Below are 17,564 nucleotides of genomic sequence, written 5' to 3' on the forward strand. Positions count from 1 at the left end.
TGGTAAGTTTGGAGGCCTGCAGCAATGATGTCTTTGGGTGTATTCAAAGACCACGCTGCAGCGACGGCAGCCAGAATACTTTCTAGGGTATTTGTTTTGCTGCTGGCTTGTAAGAGGGGAATGTTAGCGGTGCTGATGAGAGGGTATTGATCATTGCCTGTGGCCAAGATGATCATGTTGTTTTCGGTGAATAAGGCACGACCACCTTTTTGAAGATGCTTTTTGGTGTGCTCATTAGGGCCATATTTGCTGAAGAAAATAACTTCGCCATCTGATAGCTCTGCCATTTTTACAACAGCTTCATCATCCGCGTTTAGAACTGAGCACCCATTAGGCAACACAACATCCACTTGGGTTCGTAAGACATTGTAAATATGCTCTGGTTCAGTGATTGAGCACTCGGGTACTGTGTCTAGAGGATCAAGATTGGTCACCACACCAACAGTGCAGCGATCGTATGCCAAACCTTCATTCAAAATTGTGCGGCTGTCATTTTCAAATACTGCAGCCTCAACCTGACGGTTCAATAAGATTCGGTTTGCGCTGATCCAGTTAGCGCAATTGCCTTGAGTTTGAAGTCGATGATTGAAGAAGGCTCCCTTGCTACATGCTAGGCCGACTTTCTTGCCGGTTAATTGCATGAGGTGGGTGGTGAGTTGTGCCACCATGGTCTTACCGCGAGATCCTGTGATGCCAACAATTGGAATGCGTCCATCCGCATTATTCGGGAAGAGGTGATCAACGATTGCGGCCCCGACTGGTTGAGGTTCCCCAACAGCAGGCTTGAGATGCATGATCAAACCTGGGCCGGCATTAACTTCAACAATGGCGCCACCTTGATCTTCAAGTGGCTTCGAAATATCTTCAGCCACGATATCAACACCAGCAATATCAAGACCAATCACTCGTGCGGCCAAAGCAGCTTGTTCAGCAACTGAAGGGTGAACTAAATGAGTGACTTCAAAAGCCATGTTGCCTGAAGCTTGAACTAAAACATCGTGACCCATTGTAGGGATTGAGTCCAAGGTGAAGTTTTGACGCGCTAGCTCTAGTTCTAATTTTGTATCAAATACAACAGGGCTCAAAGGTAGTATCTCTGCATCGCCTCTGCGAGGGTCGGTGTTGATCTCTTGTTCAATCAGTTCGCGAATACTTCTTTTGCCATCACCCTTGGCCCACGCTGATTCGCCTTTGGCAGCAGCAACCACTTTTTTGCCAACCACCAATAAGCGATGTTCGTTGCCTGGAATGTAGCGCTCAACAATCACGCCACTACCTTCTTTTAAGGCATCGTCATAAGCTTTTTTAATCTGTGCCTGATCTGATAAGTTGGTGAATACACCTCTGGCATGATTGCCGTCATAAGGTTTAACCACCACAGAGCCATCGATGTCTTGAGCAGCAGCCCAGGCATCTTCAGCACTATCAACCATGCGACCCTCAGGAACTTGAACGCCACAAGAAGCCAAGAGGGATTTGGTTAAGTCTTTGTCTTTTGAAATGCCTTCAGCAATCGCGCTGGTCAAATCGGTTTCTGCTGTCCAAATTCTGCGTTGTTTATTGCCATAGCCCAATTGCACCAAATTGCCTTCAGATAATCTGGTGGCTGGAATCTTCTTTTCTCTGGCCGCATCAACGATGCAAGCGGTGCTGGGGCCCAAATAAAGGCTATCCACCATGTCTTCAATTTCTTTGATGGCGGCTGGCACATCAAATGGGCGATCTTCAATGGCGGCCATCACCAAGTCACGTGCGTGATAGAGGGCTTTTTCAGTGATCTTTTCATGCCAAGCGCGAACCACCACTTTATAAACACCGCGCTTATTGGTCTCGCGAGCCTTGCCAAAGCCTCCTGGCATACCTGCAAGATTCTGTAGTTCGAGGGTAACGTGCTCAAGGATGTGGGCTGGCCAGGTGCCTTCTTCGAGTCTCTTGATAAAGCCGCCTCGCTCTTCGTAGGAGCAACGATGCTCAATTAAGCTGGGAAGCCAAGCCACCAACCTATCAGTAAAGCCTGGCAAGGTGTTTGAGGGGCAATCTTCTAGATCATGTATATCGACCCAGGCTTCTAAAACCGGGCGATAGGTCCACATGCTGGGTCCTTTAAGAACCTTTATATCTATGATTTCTATAGTTTTTTTAGTCATGTGGGGCTAAAGTGCCAAAAATACCTAATTGTACGTTGTCGTTTAACGATTTGGGCAATCTTTGGTTGACATAAAAAGGTAAATATTTTGAATGGCAAATTTGCGATAATTGCCGACAAATAAAGATATAAAGACATCCTTGACCTCTACTATCAATACCACCCCCATCGCTATCCATAGCCCCACGGATCCTTTAGAACGTTTGCCAAATGAGTGGCGACGATCTGTTGCTCGGACCTTGAATGACAACGAGTCAGTGATTGCTGTTTTGGAGCTAGATCTCAATGAGCAGTTGCATTTTGCAAAAGGCTTGGTTTGCTTAACCAATCAAGGTTTGATTGCGAGCAAAGAAGACTTGTTGTCATGGTCGAGATGGTCTTTTTCTGAAGACTTGAAATTGCAATTACACGATCATGCTGGAGTGGCAAATTTAGAATTGCTCAACCAAACAGGCAGATTGGCCAGATGGCGATTCACGCTGGCGCAAAATCCTGTGGCCAATCGTCTGGTCCAACATTTTCAGGTTGAGTTGGCCAAGTCCTTAGGAAAATTTAATGCTGAGCTTGCTGAAGCCACGCAGCCACTTTGTCCAACTTGTTGGGTCCCACTACCACCTGATCAAGACGAGTGCCCAGCTTGTAGTTCAGAAAACTTAACGCCACCATCAACTTGGACGTTGTTGAGGTTATGGCGTTTTGCTAAACCTTATAAAGGCCAATTATTTGCAGGCTTTGCCTTAACACTTGCCTCTACTGCGGCAACCTTAGTGCCACCTTATCTGACCATGCCGTTGATGGATGATATTTTATTGCCTTATCAAAATGGTCAAGCCATTGATATCAATTTAACGTTGTTTTATTTGGGCGCCTTGCTTGCTGCAGCATTATTGGCATGGGCGTTGGGTTGGGCTAAAACATATATTTTGGCTTTGGTGAGTGAGCGGATTGGTGCTGATCTTCGAACCACCACTTACCAACATTTGATGAAGTTGTCATTGGAATATTTTGGAGGCAAAAGAACGGGTGATTTGATGGCCCGCATTGGCTCAGAGTCAGATCGTATTTGCTTGTTCTTGTCATTACATCTTTTAGACTTTGCAACTGATGTCTTGATGATTTTGATGACAGCTGCCATCTTGATCTCAATCGATCCATGGTTGGCTTTGGTGACATTGATACCTTTGCCATTTATTGGATGGGCCATTCATGTGGTGCGAGATAAATTGCGTTATGGCTTTGAGAAAATAGACCGCATTTGGTCAGAGGTCACCAGCGTATTGGCTGACACGATCCCTGGTGTGCGTGTGGTGAAAGCCTTCGCACAAGAAGAGCGTGAGTCTGACCGTTTTAGGTTGGCCAATGAACATAATTTGGCTGTGAACGATCGAGTCAATAGAGTCTGGGCCTTGTTCTCGCCCACCATTACTTTGTTAACAGAGATTGGATTATTGGTGGTGTGGGCTTTTGGTATTTGGCAAATTTCACACGATGCCATCACCGTTGGTATGTTGACGGCTTGCTTGGCATACATTGGACGTTTCTACACACGTCTAGACTCTATGAGCCGCATTGTTGCTTTCACTCAGCAGGCGGCCACGGCATCTAAACGTATCTTTGATATTTTGGATCATGTGTCGAGCGTTCCAGAACCAAGTCAGCCAATCAAGCTAACAAAAGTAGAAGGTCTCATAGAGTTAAATAATGTGGGCTTCAGGTACGGTAATCGTTCTGTGACACGAGGAATTAATCTAAAGATTGCTCCCGGTGAAATGATCGGTTTGGTTGGTCACAGTGGATCAGGTAAAAGTACTTTGGTGAATTTGATTTGTCGTTTTTATGATGCAGCCGAAGGCACGATTCGCTTGGATGGCGTTGATATCCGTTCGATCGCTGTGGCTGACTATCGCAGGCACATTGGCCTAGTTCTTCAAGAGCCATTTTTATTCTTCGGTACGATTGCTGAAAACATTGCCTATGGCAAACCAAATGCCACTCGGGCAGAAATCATTTCGGCCGCAAGAGCAGCTCATGCCCATGAATTTATCTTAAGACTACCGCATGGATATGACTCATTGGTCGGTGAGAGAGGCCAGTCTTTGTCTGGTGGCGAAAGACAGCGTATTTCGATTGCAAGAGCTTTGTTAATTGATCCGCAGATCTTGATACTCGATGAGGCAACCTCATCAGTGGATAGTACGACCGAAAAAGAGATTCAAAAAGCTTTGGATAATTTGGTCAAAGGTCGAACCACGATCGCTATTGCGCACCGTTTATCAACGCTGCGCAAAGCAGATCGTTTAATAGTATTAGATAGAGGGCAAATCATTGAACAGGGTGGGCACGATCAATTGATGGCTTTGGGGGGTGTTTACCGCCGGATGTATGACACTCAAGCTAGACAAGCCATGGATGCAGTTGATGTTGAGTTGGTGGTGAAGCATGAGTAATCCTATGAAGAATTTCACTTTATCAAGAAATGCTTTTGGTCAGTTGTGCCTAAAGACTGAAGCCGGACAATTCTATGAACAAGTTCTTCCAGTCAGAGCTTTCCCTATCAGTCTTCCAGGCGAATGTATTGCGATTGTTGACCGAGATGGTCAAGAATTAGTTTGGTTAGACGACTTAAATCAAGTCAGTGCTGATAATCTGATCATCATCAAAGAAGAACTCGCCAATAGGGAGTTCATGCCAGTTTTGATGAAGATATCTGAGGTTTCTTCATTTGCAACCCCCAGCACATGGACGGTTGAGACCAGTAGGGGTGCGACCCAGTTCGTTTTAAAGGGCGAGGAAGATATTCGCCGTATAAGTAAAGATACTTATTTGATTTCTGATAATCATGGTGTTCAATACTTGATAGAGAATATTCAGTTATTGGATAAACACAGTCGAAGATTGTTGGACAGATTCTTATAAAAAACAATGACAGCAAATCAAACCAATATTCACTTTGAGTCTCGTGGGATTGAGTTTGTTGTTAAGACCGCAGAAGACTTAAGTGCCCTGCGGGCCAGTATGCGCAAGTACTTTGAGGGCTTGCAATTGTGGCCGCATGTTGATTCAGTTTTATCCAATCACAATGGCGCTCATCATTGCATTTACAGGCTCAAGGAGAGTGCCCGAGAGCAGTGGGCGCCAGCTTGGGATACCACTCGTTTATACGCCACCATGGGTATTGATGGTCAAAAAAATACCGAAGATTTAGAGAAAGAAATCTTGGTCGCGATGTTAATCGCAACAATCCCATTCACTTTTCCTAATTTTGATGAGTTAGTGTCAGCGATCAGAATTCGACATTATGTTGTTAAAGCTGGTTATAAGGCAGCGTTGAATTTTGATACAAGGGCCATTGAGAGGCCAGCTGACTATTGGCATTATGACGAAGAAGAAGGGTTTTTGTTGAACAAGGGCCAGTCAATCATTGATGGTTTGATCAAGGCCACTCAACCTACCAGCTCTAAGGATGCTTATTCCTTTTCTTGTTATCGAGCAACAGAATATGTGATCCTGCTCAGCATTGCTCAAGAGCTGAAAAATGTGAATCCTGATTTATTAAAAAAGTTGGAATTACGTTCTGAGCGAAGCGCTATTCGTTCGGGCGAGTTTCATGAGATTTTTCTCAAAGAGTATGGCACTTTAGATCATCCATTCCCCATGAAGTATTACGTGCCCGGGGATCGTGTCTGGTTTCGCAATCCTGATGATCGCTCTTCAGATATTTCGGGGTATGAGGGTTCTTGGGTCATCTATTTGGGGCATAACTTATTCACCAATTTTTGGAAAAGAGATCAGCCATTCAGTTTGGAAACAAAATGTGTAGAGGTATACCACTGGCGAGACGGCGCGTTTGTTGGCGATGATGGTGAATTACATATGGATGAAGAGATTGTTGAATCTTGCGTCAAGCAATCATTGGCAAATCCATCAAAGTACCAGATGATCATTGATCGAATGATGTGTTACAGAGATCCTCAAGGCGTTTATAAAGACGGCGGTTGTATCGATGCATCGAGAGAGTCTCCGCGCTATGTTCGTCCATCCACATCAGATTTAAATTTTTCTAATTAGTTAAATTTTAAAAATTTCTCTCAAGTTACACTTAAATTCCTCAAATATTTGGATTACTTCCTTGTAGGAATCTTCTGATTCCTTTGTAGGAAACTTCTTATTTTCTTGTAAGAAAAATTCTGAGATTAATCTCGCGATCCCATGTTTATTGGGTGTAAGAAATTTTGCATTGTCACTTTTCTTAAATTAAATATTTCATGCATTTCTAGACCATATACAAGCGATTGATTGCCTCCTATTCTGCCTGTTCAAATTTTTGAATGACACAGTAGAGGTGAGAAATGGTTCATGACAATCATGGATTAAAAAGAAGTCTTCAGCCACGACATATTCGTCTTATGGCTTTGGGATCAACAATTGGTGTTGGTTTATTTTTAGGATCAGCCACAGCTATTCAACTGGCAGGGCCATCCATCATGTTGGGGTATGTCTTGGCTGGTTTGGTGGCATTCATTGTTCTTAGAGCTTTGGGTGAGATGGCTGTGCATGAGCCGGTGGCAGGATCCTTTGCTCATTACGCCGGCAAATACATTGGTCCTCTAGCGGGCTATCTTGTTGGTTGGGGGTATTGGACTTACTGGATTGTGGTGGGCTTGGCTGAGGTGACGGCTGTTGGTATCTACATGATGATGTGGTTCCCGGACGTCCCTCAATGGGTGTGGGCATTGTCCTCATTGCTGGCCATGGGTGGTATCAACTTTGTTGCTGTGAAGGTTTTTGGCGAATTTGAGTTTTGGTTCTCCCTCATCAAAGTGGTCGCGATTGTGACAATGATTGCGATGGGCTGCGGAATGATTTTCTTTGGCCTTGGTGTTGGTGGTGAGCCAATTGGTATCGCCAACCTTTGGCAGCATGGTGGATTTTTTCCTAATGGGGTGAGTGGTTTCTTGTTATCACTTCAAATGGTTTTATTTGCCTACGTTGGTATTGAAATGATTGGCTTATCGGCAGGTGAAGCTGAAAATCCAACAAAGACCATTCCTATGGCCATTGATTCATTGGCCTGGCGCATATTGATTTTTTACGTCGGAGCCTTGTTTGTTATTTTGGCGATCTTCCCTTGGCATCAAGTTGGTCAGCAAGGCAGTCCATTCGTCGCCATGTTTGAGAGCATTGGCTTGAGAGAAGCAGCCGGCATCATCAATTTTGTGGTGATCACTGCGGCACTTTCTTCTTGTAATGCAGGCATATTCAGTGGTGGTCGATTGCTCTTGGGTTTATCCAAAATAGGTAATGCTCCTCAAGCATTGGGCGAAGTATCTAAATCTGGTGTGCCTATGAAAGCCATTTTGATGACGATTCTGTTGCCAACTTTGGGAGTTGCCTTGAACTATTTTGTTCCAGAGAAGGCATTTCAGTGGATCACAGCAGCAGTGACTTTGATTGGCTTATTGGTTTGGATCGCCATCTTATTCACGCAAATTCAATTCAGGAAATCATTAACTCAAGCTCAAAGAGATGAGTTGCCATACCGTGCAATTCTGTGGCCATACGGCTCATGGTTTGCGATCTTCTTTGTGATGTTTGTGATTGGCTTAATGGCTTATTCAGAATCAACACGTATGGCGTTTTATGTTGGTCCTCCAATTTTGATTGGATTGACATTGTTGTATTTTATTTTTGGTCTACATAAGAAAGAAAGGAGTGCATCATGATTGTTGGCGTACCTAAGGAAGTTAAAAATCACGAGTATCGAGTTGGCTTAACGCCCGATCAAGTGACAGAATTAAGACTCTGGGGTCATCAGGTACTGGTTCAAAAAAATGCGGGTGAAGCCATTGGGTTTATGGATGAGCACTATGTCATGGCTGGGGCCCAGATGGTGGATTGCCCAAGTGACATATTTGCCGAAGCTGAGATGATTGTTAAGGTCAAAGAGCCACAGCCTGAAGAGTGCAAGATGCTTCGCTCAGGGCAGGTACTGTTCACATACTTGCATTTGGCTCCGGATTTACACCAAACCCAAGCCTTAGTTCAATCAAATGCAATTTGTATTGCTTATGAGACGGTGACCAGTGCTAACGGTCGGTTACCTTTGTTGGCTCCCATGAGTGAGGTGGCCGGCAGAATGTCGATCCAAGCAGCGGCGCATCATTTAGAAAAGGCCAATGGTGGTCGAGCATTGCTATTGGCGGGTGTGCCAGGTGTTCCGGCAGCTGATGTGGTGATTTTGGGTGCTGGCGTTGTGGGCAGTGCTGCTTTGCAAATGGCGGTTGGCATGGGATCTCGTGTGACCATCATTGATAAAAATCTTGATCGCTTAAGAGAATTGGATGCTTTATACGGCAACAGTATTCACACCTTGTATTCAAGCACAGCCAATATTGAGAGATCGGTATTAAGTGCCGATGTGGTGATTGGTAGTGTGCTGGTGCCAGGTGGCGCTGCTCCAAAGTTGGTGACTAGAAAAATGGTGTCTGCCATGAAGTCTGGATCGGTGATTGTGGATGTGGCGATTGATCAGGGCGGTTGTTTTGAGACATCACATGCAACCACGCACCAAGAACCCACTTATCAAATCGATGATGTGATTCATTATTGTGTTGCCAACATGCCTGGGGCGGTTGCTAGAACTTCAACAATGGCTTTGACCAATGCAACGGCACCATTTGTGATGCAGATTGCAAACAAGGGGGCTCAGCAGGCATTGATTGAAAATCCTCATTTGATGAATGGCTTGAATGTTTATCAAGGTCACATCACATGCAAAGCTGTTGCCTGTGCCCATGGGCTTGATTACATGGATCCTACAACGATGATGCATTGATCATAGTGCCCTAAGAAAAAAGCCTCTGATCGAGATGGATCAGAGGCTTTTTTACTGGATAAGAGTTTTTGGAACTAACTAGGATCCTTGATGATATTTCTGTATTAAATCCACTTCGTTTTTTGAGCCAAGCACAACAGACACGCGTTGGTGTAATTTTTCAGCAGGCAAAGTCATGATGCGGTCTTTGCCGTTGACTGAGGCACCACCCGCTTGCTCAATCAAAAAGCTCATGGGGTTTGCTTCATACATCAAGCGTAACTTGCCTGGCTTGCTTGGGTCGCGTTTATCCCATGGGTACATGAACACACCACCTCGGCACAGGATGCGATGCACATCGGCCACCATTGAGGCAATCCAACGCATATTGAAGTCTTTTTTACGAGCGCCTTCAGTGCCTGCAAGACACTCATCAACATAGCGTTTCACGGGTTGATCCCAGTGACGCATGTTCGACATATTGATGGCAAATTCTTTGGTGTCAGGTGAAATGGTGATATTTTCTTTGATGAGTAAAAACTCATTTGTTTCATGATCGAGCGTGAACATGTGAACACCTTGACCGGTGGTGTAGACCAAAGTGGTTTGTGGGCCGTAGACCACATAACCTGAAGCAACCTGATCGCACCCAGCTTGAAGAAAATCTTTTTCAGTTAATTCTCCAGTGGATTGTTTTTTAAGGATGGAGAAAATGGTACCAATCGAAACGTTCACATCAATATTGGATGAGCCATCCAGTGGGTCAAACAATAGTAGAAAATTACCATTTTTATTGGCTGGGAAAATGTTTTCCATTTCTTCGGAAGCCATGCCCGCCAATGTTTGATCTAATCCACAAGCCTCTAACAATATGTCGTTAGAAATGATGTCTAGTTTTTGCTGGGTTTCACCTTGAACGTTGCCACTGCCAGCAGAGCCAATGATGCCAGCTAGTGCACCTTGCTCGACTTGTTTGGCAATTAATTTACAAGCATTGGCAACAGATATCAACAGTGATGCTGGAATCTGGGGGTTCTTAGAGCCAAGCTCCGTGATGTATTTGGTAAATGTGGTGCCTTGCGACATATGTTTTTCCTGATTAACTATTAAGCGCCTTTTCAATGACTTCAGCCACGTCTGAGGACAAGTTATCTTGCTTAGCTATCAATTCTAGTGCTGATTTCATGTGAACTTGATAATTCGGGGCAAATTGTTTCCAACGATCAAGTCCTCTGGCCAATCTTGCGGCCACTTGAGGGTTGATTTGGTTAAGTTCAATCACGTGCTTGGCCCAAAATTCATAGCTTGCTGCCTCAGGCTGATGAAAAGCTCCCGGATTATTCATGCAAAAGGCATGAATCAAACTTCTAGCTCTATTTGGGTTTTTAAGGCTGAAATCTGGATGTTGACGCAAAGCCAGCACATCCTTCAATACTGACCGAGGATTGCTTAAATCTGATTGTCTTGTTGCCTGTAAGGCAAACCATTTATCAATCACCAAGGCATCTGATTGGAATGTTTGGTGGAAATGTTGCAGGCACTTGGCGGCATGAGCTGATGCAAAGTTAACCATTACTGCCAATGCACCATATCTTTCAGTCATGTTGTTAGCATTTTCATATTGCTTGAGAGCGAAATCACCCGCACCAGCATGGCCAGATTCTGACAGCATGTGAAGCGCTAAGTTTTTGAGTGATCGTTTGCCTGCGCTCATGGCATCTGGGTTGAATTTGCCAGGTGTTTGATGGTGCTCGTAAGCCCATAGCCAAGCTTCTTGTAAATGATGGGCTAGTTGATGGCGTAATTTGCGGCGTGATTGATGAATGGCCTGTGGATCAATGACCTTGACTTGTTCATACAGGTAACTCTCAGCTGGCAGTGTGAATATCAGATCTTTGAAAGCAGGATCCAACTGACCATCTAAGAGAATTTCTTTCAGGGTGTTGAGCAGGTCTGATGTGAGAGTCGCACCATTCAGAATGCTTCTCATGAATAGCTTTTGCGCAGCCTCCCAACGGTTGAACGCATCTTCATCTTGACGAAGAAGGGTCAAGAGATCAGATTCTGACTGCTCAAAGTCCAACACAATCGGGGCTGAAAAATTTCTGTTGATTGACAGGGTGGGCTTTTGCTTCAATCCTTCAACCGTGATGGTCTGTGATGTTTGAGTGAGCTCAAACAATTGTTCGTTGGATGCTTTGCTTGAATCTGAAGATGACTCTGTCCCAAGTATTTTGTAGAGCAATGGAATGTGAAACGGCTCTTTTGTATCTTGTCCTGGCGTGGCCGGACAAGATTGTGTGAGTTTGACTTGGTAAGTATTACCGGCAAAGCTTTCTTCAACTTTTACCCGAGGTGTTCCTGCTTGACTGTACCAGCGCTTGAATTCGGTTAAATCTTTTTGATTGGCATCGGACATTGCGGAAACAAAATCATCACAAGTAACCGCTTGGCCATCATGACGTTTGAAATACAAGTCCATGCCTTTGCGAAAACCTTCGCGTCCCAAAAGGGTTTGTTGCATGCGGATGATTTCTGCACCTTTTTCATACACAGTGACGGTGTAGAAGTTGTTGATTTCTTGATAGCTATCTGGTCTGATGGGGTGAGCCATTGGGCCAGCATCTTCTGGGAATTGCACTTGACGAAGTAGGCGCACATCTTCAATTCGCTTAACTGCTTTGCCAGAAGCGCTGCCCATTTGGTCAGCTGAGAATTCTTGATCTCTGAACACAGTCAAACCCTCTTTGAGTGAAAGCTGAAACCAATCTCTGCAAGTAACTCGGTTGCCAGTCCAATTATGGAAGTACTCGTGCGCCACAACGCTTTCAATGTTGCTGTAGTCAACATCACTGGCAGTTTCTGGATTGGCTAAAACAAATTTTGTGTTGAAAATATTCAAACCCTTGTTTTCCATGGCACCCATATTGAAGTCGCCAACGGCCACAATCATGAATCGATCAAGATCCAGTTCAAGTCCAAAGCGCTGTTCATCCCATTTGATGGATGCAATCAATGAATCCATCGCATGTTCTGTTTTATCAAGATCCTTGGCTTCCACCCAGACTTGTAAAAGCTTGTCTTTGCCAGATTGGCTTTTGATGGTGCGTTCAATGGACTGTAATTTGCCAGCCACCAATGCAAATAAATAAGATGGTTTTGGAAATGGGTCTTGCCAAACTGCGCTGTGCCAACCATTGGGTAATTCTTCTTCTTTGATCAGATTGCCATTGGATAACAGAACAGGAAAATCTTTTTTGATGGCACGCAAGGTCACTTGGTAAGTGGCCATGACATCTGGTCTATCCAAGAAGTAAGTGATTTTTCTGAAGCCTTCAGCCTCACATTGAGTGAAGAAGTTACCGTTAGAAACATACAGCCCCATCAGGGATGTATTTTTTTCAGGGATATTGGCGCTGGTGATGCTTAATTCAAATTGATCAGGCAAATTATGGATGGTCAGTGAGTGTGGTGTTAATTCATAGCCACGCACAATTTCACCATTGACCCTCACGCTGATGAGTTCTTGCTCTTCACCATGCAGAACCAGAGATTGACCTATTTGACCTGCTGCTCGTTGAATCATCATTCGATTCACGACCATTGTCTTGGATGGGTTTAGGGCAATATCTAAGTCGACTGTTTGAATAGTAAAAGCCGGTGCCTTGTATTCACTTCTTAGGAAGGTGATGGAATTTTCTGTGCGTGCCATTCAATGTCTCTTAGATGATCTTTGATTAAATAGTTAAAGCAATTTAATTATTATTTATGTTGTTTAAAACTTCACAAATAATGTTGCTACACCAATACCAATGAAGATGATTGCGGCAATGCCATGCACCCATTTGATCGGTAGAGCTTTCGTGAATTTTTTCCCAAGCCAAACTGCAGGAGCATTCGCGAGCATCATGCCAACGGTTGTGCCCATCACCACAGCCAATAAATCATCATAGCGTGCACCTAAAGCCACAGTGGCAACTTGGGTTTTATCGCCCATTTCAGCAATAAAAAATAATGAAGTAGTGATCGTGAAGACTTTCCAAGAACTGCTTGTTGGAGGGGCTTCTTCATCGCCATCGAGTTTGTCGGGTATTAAAAGCCATAAACCTAGGGCTATAAAACCACCACCTAAGATCCATTTCATGACTTCTGGGCTGATCCATGTAGAAATGGCGCTCCCTAAGAAAGCTGCTAAAGCATGATTGAGGAGGGTGGCAATGAAAATTCCTCCAATGATGGCCCAATGATGATCTTTGTATCTTGCAGACAGCATGAGGGATAAAAGCTGTGTTTTATCGCCAATTTCAGCGAGGGCAACAATGCTGGTTGCCAGGAAAAAGTAATTTAAATCCATTTAAAAACAATAGGTTAGTCGATTAATTCTATTTTAGTTAAAAGCTATTAGAAAAATTAATAAATACAATTTAACTATCGAGTTGTTTTAGACATAAACTACGTCTGTCTAGTTAGATTGCTGTGTGTATTTGGATGACCAAAGCCATATAGCTATCGTAACCGACTTGGAAGTTAAATCTATCGATAGGAGTAAAAAAATGCCAACATTAAAAGGTAGCAAAACAGAACAGAGCTTGAAAGAAGCTTTTGCTGGTGAGTCAATGGCCAACCGCCGTTACTTGTATTTCGCGAACATGTGCGATATCGCTGGTGAGAACGACACAGCAGCATTGTTCCGTTCAACAGCTGAAGGTGAAACTGGTCACGCCCACGGTCATATGGAGTTCTTGATCGAAGGCGGTGCAGGCGAGCCAGGTACAGGTCTTCCAGGCCGCACACCAAAAGAAGCTCTAGAAGCTGCTGTTCATGGTGAAACACACGAGTACACAGATATGTACCCTGGTATGGCTAAGACAGCCCGTGACGAAGGATTCGACGAGATCGCTGATTGGTTCGAAACTTTGGCAAAGGCTGAGCGTTCACACGCTAACCGTTACCAGAAGGCTTTGGATACATTAGGCGCGTAATTCGCTGATGTACTGAAGGCTTTTTTAGGATTCCTGGGATGTAAATCTCGGGAATCTCATAAAGAGTCTTAAGCTAAGTAAGTTAAATAAATAGCAAAACATACAAATTTAAAAATACAGAAGGTGAATGGTCATGAGTCAGAGAGAAGGTAACTTAGAAGCGCCAACAAGACACGCTCTTGATTGGAAAAATCCTGATTTCTACAATGAAGAGTCTCTTAATACCGAGTTAGAGCGTGTATTTGATATTTGCCATGGCTGCCGCCGCTGCGTGAGTTTGTGCGGTTCATTCCCAACATTATTTGATTTGGTCGATGCCACTGAAGATGGTGAAGTTCATGGCGTGGACAAGAAAGATTACGACAAAGTCGTTGATCAGTGCTACTTGTGTGATCTTTGCTACATGACCAAGTGCCCATACACGCCACCACACGTTTGGAACCTTGATTTCCCTCACTTGATGTTGCGTGCAAAAGCGATCAAACACAAGAATGGTGAAACAAGCTTCCGTGACAACCTGTTGTCATCAACTGACAAGATGGGTAGCTTTGCTGGTATTCCAATTGTGACAAAAGCTGTTAATGCAGTGAATAGTACAAAAGTGATGCGCTCTGTGATGGAAACAACGTTGGGTGTTGATAAAGATGCATGGATTCCTGAATATGCTCCGCAAACATTCAAGCAAGTGGCTAAAGAATCTGCAGCATGGCCTGTTAAAGCTGGCGAGAAGACCCCAGGTAAGGTTGCGGTGTATTCAACATGCTTTATCAATTACAACGAACCAGGCATTGGCCAAGATTTATTAAAGATATTGGCTCACAACGAGATCCCTTACAAATTAGTTGAAAAAGATGCTTGTTGCGGTATGCCAAAGTTAGAGATGGGTGACTTAGAGTCTGTTGCCAAGAACAAAGACATCAATATTCCTCAATTGGCTAAATTGGCCAAAGAGGGTTATGCGATTGTGACTCCAATCCCATCATGCACATTGATGTTCAAGCAAGAGTTACCGTTGATGTTCCCTGATGAAGCTGATGTTCAGTTGGTCAAGGAAGCCATGTGGGATCCGTTTGAGTACCTCGTGGCGCGTAACAAAGATAGTTTGTTGAAGAATGATTTCAAAGTTGAGTTGGGTAAAGTGAGTTACCACGTACCTTGTCACTTGCGTGTACAAAACGTTGGTAAGAAAACACTAGAAACTCTACAAATGATTCCTGGTACAGAAGTGAATGTGGTTGAGCGTTGCTCAGGTCATGCTGGTACTTGGGGTGTGAAGAAAGAGTTCCACAAGACTGCTATGAAGATTGGTAAGCCAGTATTTAAAAATATGGCCAGCACTGAACCTGATTTCATCAGCTCAGACTGCCAGCTAGCTGGACACCACATTGAACAAGGCATGGAAGAGGGCGGGATGAAGAAGTCACAAATGGCTCATCCAATTTCTCTTTTAGCTAAGGCATACGGCCTTTAATTGAATCGTTAGGAGTAGTTAGATGGAGATGACCATGGGTAAGATCAAGCGTGAAGATTTATTGTCCTTAGAGGCATATTACAAAGCACGCCCTGAAATGCGTCTTAAGGCAATTGCCGAGCGTAAAAAGAGAACGGTGATTTTGGGCGAGCATCTCAATATGATTTTTGAGAACAAGTATTTGATGCAATACCAAATTCAAGAAATGCTTCGCGTTGAGAAAATCTTCGAAGATGAAGGTATTCAAGATGAGATGGAAACATACAATGCGTTAGTTCCTGATGGCACCAACTTCAAAGTGACCATGAAGCTAGAGTATGTGAATGAGGCGGATCGTAAGGTTGCTTTGGCCAAGTTGATTGGTATTGAGCACCGTGTTTTTGTTGAAGTTGAAGGTCAGCCTCGTGTTTACGCGATTGCTAATGAAGATTTGGACCGCACAACTGCTGAAAAAACTTCATCTGTTCATTTCTTGAGATTTGAATTAACTCAAGACATGATCAAATCTTTGAAAGCTGGGGCTCAATTGAAGGTGGGTTGTGATCATAAAGAGTACCCATCTCACGTTGAATCTTTGCCTCCTGAAACTTTGGCTTCATTGATTGAAGATTTGGTCTAAGGAATGATATTTGGCTACAAAAGCCAGATATACAGTTAGATGTAAAAAATGCCGCTGATGCGGCATTTTTTACATCTACTTAATTTAGTTTGATCATTTCCAGCTTACTTCCAACCTACTTCCAACCCAATTCTCTGGCAATGAATTTTTTGGCTTGCTCTGTTTGCGGGCGCACAAAAAAATCTTCTGTACCGCAGGCTTCAAGGCATACACCTTCATTTAAGAAAACAACTTGATCTGCCAGTGCTTGTACTTGACCTAGGTGATGCGAAGTAAAAATGACGCCACAGCCATCATCTGCCATCTGTTGAATAATGGTCTCTACTTGTTCTGTGGTGCTCGGGTCTAGATTGGCGGTTGGTTCATCCAAAAGAATCATCTTGGGGCGTTGACACTTGGCTCTGGCCAAACTCAAGCGTTGTCTCTCGCCAGCAGAAAGCTTTAAAGCTGATTGATTTTGAAGATGCGTGAGTCCTACCAAAGCCAATGCTTCATCAATATCACTTTCGGTGATTTTGTGTTTGCCAATACTGTCTTTAACAATGGCCATGTTGGTTCTAACGCTGGCCTTGATAAGGGGTGTGTGATGAAGTACCAAAGCTGATTGAAGCTCTACCCAGCCAGGTTGATAAATACCTGAATCTGCCTCGATTGCGCCATGTAAAAGTTTTAGCAGGGTTGTTTTACCCGAACCATTAGGACCAATCACGGCAGTGATGCCTTGTCTTGGTATTTGGGTTGAAATAGAGAGAATCTTGCGTTCATCACGATGAATCACAATATCTTTTAAGTCAATCATCAAGTCTTTATCCATAGCGGCGCTCAGCAAAAGATTTGATGACGGAGGTCAATAAATTCGCCAATAACACTATTCCCAATAGAACCATGCCTAAGGCAAGAGCAAGGGGTAAGTCACCTTTGCTGGTTTCTAATGCGATTGCGGTGGTCATGGTGCGTGTTACTCGGTCAATATTTCCACCAACAATCATCACAGCGCCTACCTCAGAGATGGCTCTAGCAAAACCAGCAAGCAGAGCAATAGATAAAGAGAAGCGACAGTCCCAGACCAACCATTTAAGCTTTGCAGCGATGGGGAGTCGCAAGGCAGACATGGTTTCACCATGAATACGCCAGCCATCCTCAATGATTTGGCGGGTGAGAGCAGCAATCAGTGGGGTGGTCAAAACGGACTGGGCCAAGATCATGCCTTTGGGAGTGAACAGCCAATTTAATTCCCCTAATGGGCCAGTTCTAGAAAGAAGTAAGTAAATAGCGACACCCACAATGACAGTGGGCACGCCCATGAGGCTATTTAAGATAACGATGACAATCTGCCGACCTGGAAAATTTTGAATTGCAACGAGGGCGCCAAGAGGCATGCCTAAGACGCAACCAATGACAAGGGCTGAGATGCTGACATGCAAAGAAACAATCACAATTTCCAATAAATTGGAATCGAGTGTTTCTAAGAGGGAAAAAGCATCATGGAAGGCCGATAACATGGCGATAGCTTAATGGTTTTTTCGACCTCG

General features: G+C 44.0%; 13 protein-coding genes and 1 pseudogene. 8 read left to right on the plus strand and 6 right to left on the minus strand.

All coding sequences use genetic code 11. The annotated features are described in order from the left end of the window. Window positions 1–2 precede the first annotated feature (2 nt). Window positions 3–2,147: pseudogene (locus AOC33_RS04605) on the minus strand (cyanophycin synthetase); the annotation flags it as partial. Between the two features lie 151 nt (window positions 2,148–2,298). Between AOC33_RS04605 and AOC33_RS04610 the strand changes: the two are divergent. The 5 genes from AOC33_RS04610 to ald all read left to right on the plus strand — a co-directional run bounded on the left by AOC33_RS04610 (window position 2,299) and on the right by ald (window position 8,981). After that, the gene (locus tag AOC33_RS04610) at window positions 2,299–4,593 is read left to right on the plus strand and encodes a cyanophycin metabolism-associated ABC transporter (protein WP_483878477.1); all 2,295 of its coding nucleotides are present in this window, start codon (window positions 2,299–2,301) and stop codon (window positions 4,591–4,593) included. Then, the gene (locus tag AOC33_RS04615; protein ID WP_089515380.1) at window positions 4,586–5,062 is read left to right on the plus strand and encodes a cyanophycin metabolism-associated DUF1854 family protein; all 477 of its coding nucleotides are present in this window, start codon (window positions 4,586–4,588) and stop codon (window positions 5,060–5,062) included. Before AOC33_RS04610 ends, AOC33_RS04615 begins: the two co-directional genes overlap by 8 nt. A 6-nt stretch (window positions 5,063–5,068) precedes the next feature. Next, entirely contained in the window at window positions 5,069–6,214 is a 1,146-nt protein-coding gene (locus tag AOC33_RS04620) for a hypothetical protein (RefSeq protein WP_089515381.1), read from the plus strand. A gap of 281 nt (window positions 6,215–6,495) precedes the next feature. Further along, window positions 6,496–7,869, plus strand: coding sequence for an amino acid permease (locus AOC33_RS04625; protein WP_089515382.1), 1,374 nt, complete (start codon window positions 6,496–6,498; stop codon window positions 7,867–7,869). Further along, window positions 7,866–8,981 (plus strand): alanine dehydrogenase, encoded by a 1,116-nt coding sequence (ald, locus tag AOC33_RS04630; protein ID WP_089515383.1) that lies wholly within the window; start codon window positions 7,866–7,868, stop codon window positions 8,979–8,981. The genes AOC33_RS04625 and ald overlap by 4 nt, the downstream gene beginning before the upstream one ends. Before the next feature lie 78 nt (window positions 8,982–9,059). Here the strand turns inward: ald and AOC33_RS04635 are convergent, their stop codons facing one another. The 3 genes from AOC33_RS04635 to AOC33_RS04645 all read right to left on the minus strand — a co-directional run bounded on the left by AOC33_RS04635 (window position 9,060) and on the right by AOC33_RS04645 (window position 13,314). Further along, window positions 9,060–10,046, minus strand: a complete 987-nt coding sequence (locus tag AOC33_RS04635; protein WP_089515384.1) for a class 1 fructose-bisphosphatase — start codon at window positions 10,044–10,046, stop codon at window positions 9,060–9,062. A 13-nt stretch (window positions 10,047–10,059) separates the two neighbouring features. Beyond that, entirely contained in the window at window positions 10,060–12,672 is a 2,613-nt protein-coding gene (pepN, locus tag AOC33_RS04640; protein ID WP_089515385.1) for an aminopeptidase N, read from the minus strand. Window positions 12,673–12,735: 63 nt separating this feature from the next. Then, a complete protein-coding gene (locus tag AOC33_RS04645) occupies window positions 12,736–13,314 on the minus strand; it encodes a TMEM165/GDT1 family protein (RefSeq protein ID WP_089515386.1) in 579 nt (192 codons plus the stop codon). 199 nt (window positions 13,315–13,513) lie between these two features. Between AOC33_RS04645 and AOC33_RS04650 the strand changes: the two genes are divergently transcribed. From AOC33_RS04650 to AOC33_RS04660, 3 genes are all read left to right on the plus strand, one after another. After that, window positions 13,514–13,942, plus strand: coding sequence for a rubrerythrin family protein (locus tag AOC33_RS04650; RefSeq protein WP_089515387.1), 429 nt, complete (start codon window positions 13,514–13,516; stop codon window positions 13,940–13,942). Window positions 13,943–14,075: 133 nt separating this feature from the next. Next, window positions 14,076–15,413, plus strand: coding sequence for a heterodisulfide reductase-related iron-sulfur binding cluster (locus tag AOC33_RS04655; protein ID WP_089515612.1), 1,338 nt, complete (start codon window positions 14,076–14,078; stop codon window positions 15,411–15,413). A gap of 22 nt (window positions 15,414–15,435) precedes the next feature. Then, the gene (locus AOC33_RS04660; protein WP_089515388.1) at window positions 15,436–16,032 is read left to right on the plus strand and encodes a DUF3501 family protein; all 597 of its coding nucleotides are present in this window, start codon (window positions 15,436–15,438) and stop codon (window positions 16,030–16,032) included. Between the two features lie 115 nt (window positions 16,033–16,147). Here AOC33_RS04660 and AOC33_RS04665 read toward each other — a convergent pair whose 3' ends face one another. Both AOC33_RS04665 and AOC33_RS04670 read right to left on the minus strand, forming a co-directional pair. Beyond that, a complete protein-coding gene (locus AOC33_RS04665; RefSeq protein WP_219349896.1) occupies window positions 16,148–16,846 on the minus strand; it encodes a metal ABC transporter ATP-binding protein in 699 nt (232 codons plus the stop codon). Next, window positions 16,839–17,534 (minus strand): ABC transporter permease, encoded by a 696-nt coding sequence (locus tag AOC33_RS04670; protein ID WP_180738097.1) that lies wholly within the window; start codon window positions 17,532–17,534, stop codon window positions 16,839–16,841. Before AOC33_RS04670 ends, AOC33_RS04665 begins: the two co-directional genes overlap by 8 nt. Between the last annotated feature and the right edge of the window lie 30 nt (window positions 17,535–17,564).

This window comes from Polynucleobacter cosmopolitanus, from assembly GCF_002224225.1.
GTDB lineage: Bacteria > Pseudomonadota > Gammaproteobacteria > Burkholderiales > Burkholderiaceae > Polynucleobacter > Polynucleobacter cosmopolitanus.

What these genes read in the sequence shown, in the direction of transcription:
- AOC33_RS04615 (WP_089515380.1), top strand. Translation starts at nt 4,586, where the DNA reads ATGAGTAATCCTATGAAGAATTTCACTTTATCAAGAAATGCTTTTGGT.
- AOC33_RS04620 (WP_089515381.1), top strand. Translation starts at nt 5,069, where the DNA reads ATGACAGCAAATCAAACCAATATTCACTTTGAGTCTCGTGGGATTGAG.
- AOC33_RS04625 (WP_089515382.1), top strand. Translation starts at nt 6,496, where the DNA reads ATGGTTCATGACAATCATGGATTAAAAAGAAGTCTTCAGCCACGACAT.
- ald (WP_089515383.1), top strand. Translation starts at nt 7,866, where the DNA reads ATGATTGTTGGCGTACCTAAGGAAGTTAAAAATCACGAGTATCGAGTT.
- AOC33_RS04635 (WP_089515384.1), bottom strand. Translation starts at nt 10,046, where the DNA reads ATGTCGCAAGGCACCACATTTACCAAATACATCACGGAGCTTGGCTCT.
- pepN (WP_089515385.1), bottom strand. Translation starts at nt 12,672, where the DNA reads ATGGCACGCACAGAAAATTCCATCACCTTCCTAAGAAGTGAATACAAG.
- AOC33_RS04645 (WP_089515386.1), bottom strand. Translation starts at nt 13,314, where the DNA reads ATGGATTTAAATTACTTTTTCCTGGCAACCAGCATTGTTGCCCTCGCT.
- AOC33_RS04650 (WP_089515387.1), top strand. Translation starts at nt 13,514, where the DNA reads ATGCCAACATTAAAAGGTAGCAAAACAGAACAGAGCTTGAAAGAAGCT.
- AOC33_RS04655 (WP_089515612.1), top strand. Translation starts at nt 14,076, where the DNA reads ATGAGTCAGAGAGAAGGTAACTTAGAAGCGCCAACAAGACACGCTCTT.
- AOC33_RS04660 (WP_089515388.1), top strand. Translation starts at nt 15,436, where the DNA reads ATGGAGATGACCATGGGTAAGATCAAGCGTGAAGATTTATTGTCCTTA.
- AOC33_RS04665 (WP_219349896.1), bottom strand. Translation starts at nt 16,846, where the DNA reads ATGGATAAAGACTTGATGATTGACTTAAAAGATATTGTGATTCATCGT.
- AOC33_RS04670 (WP_180738097.1), bottom strand. Translation starts at nt 17,534, where the DNA reads ATGTTATCGGCCTTCCATGATGCTTTTTCCCTCTTAGAAACACTCGAT.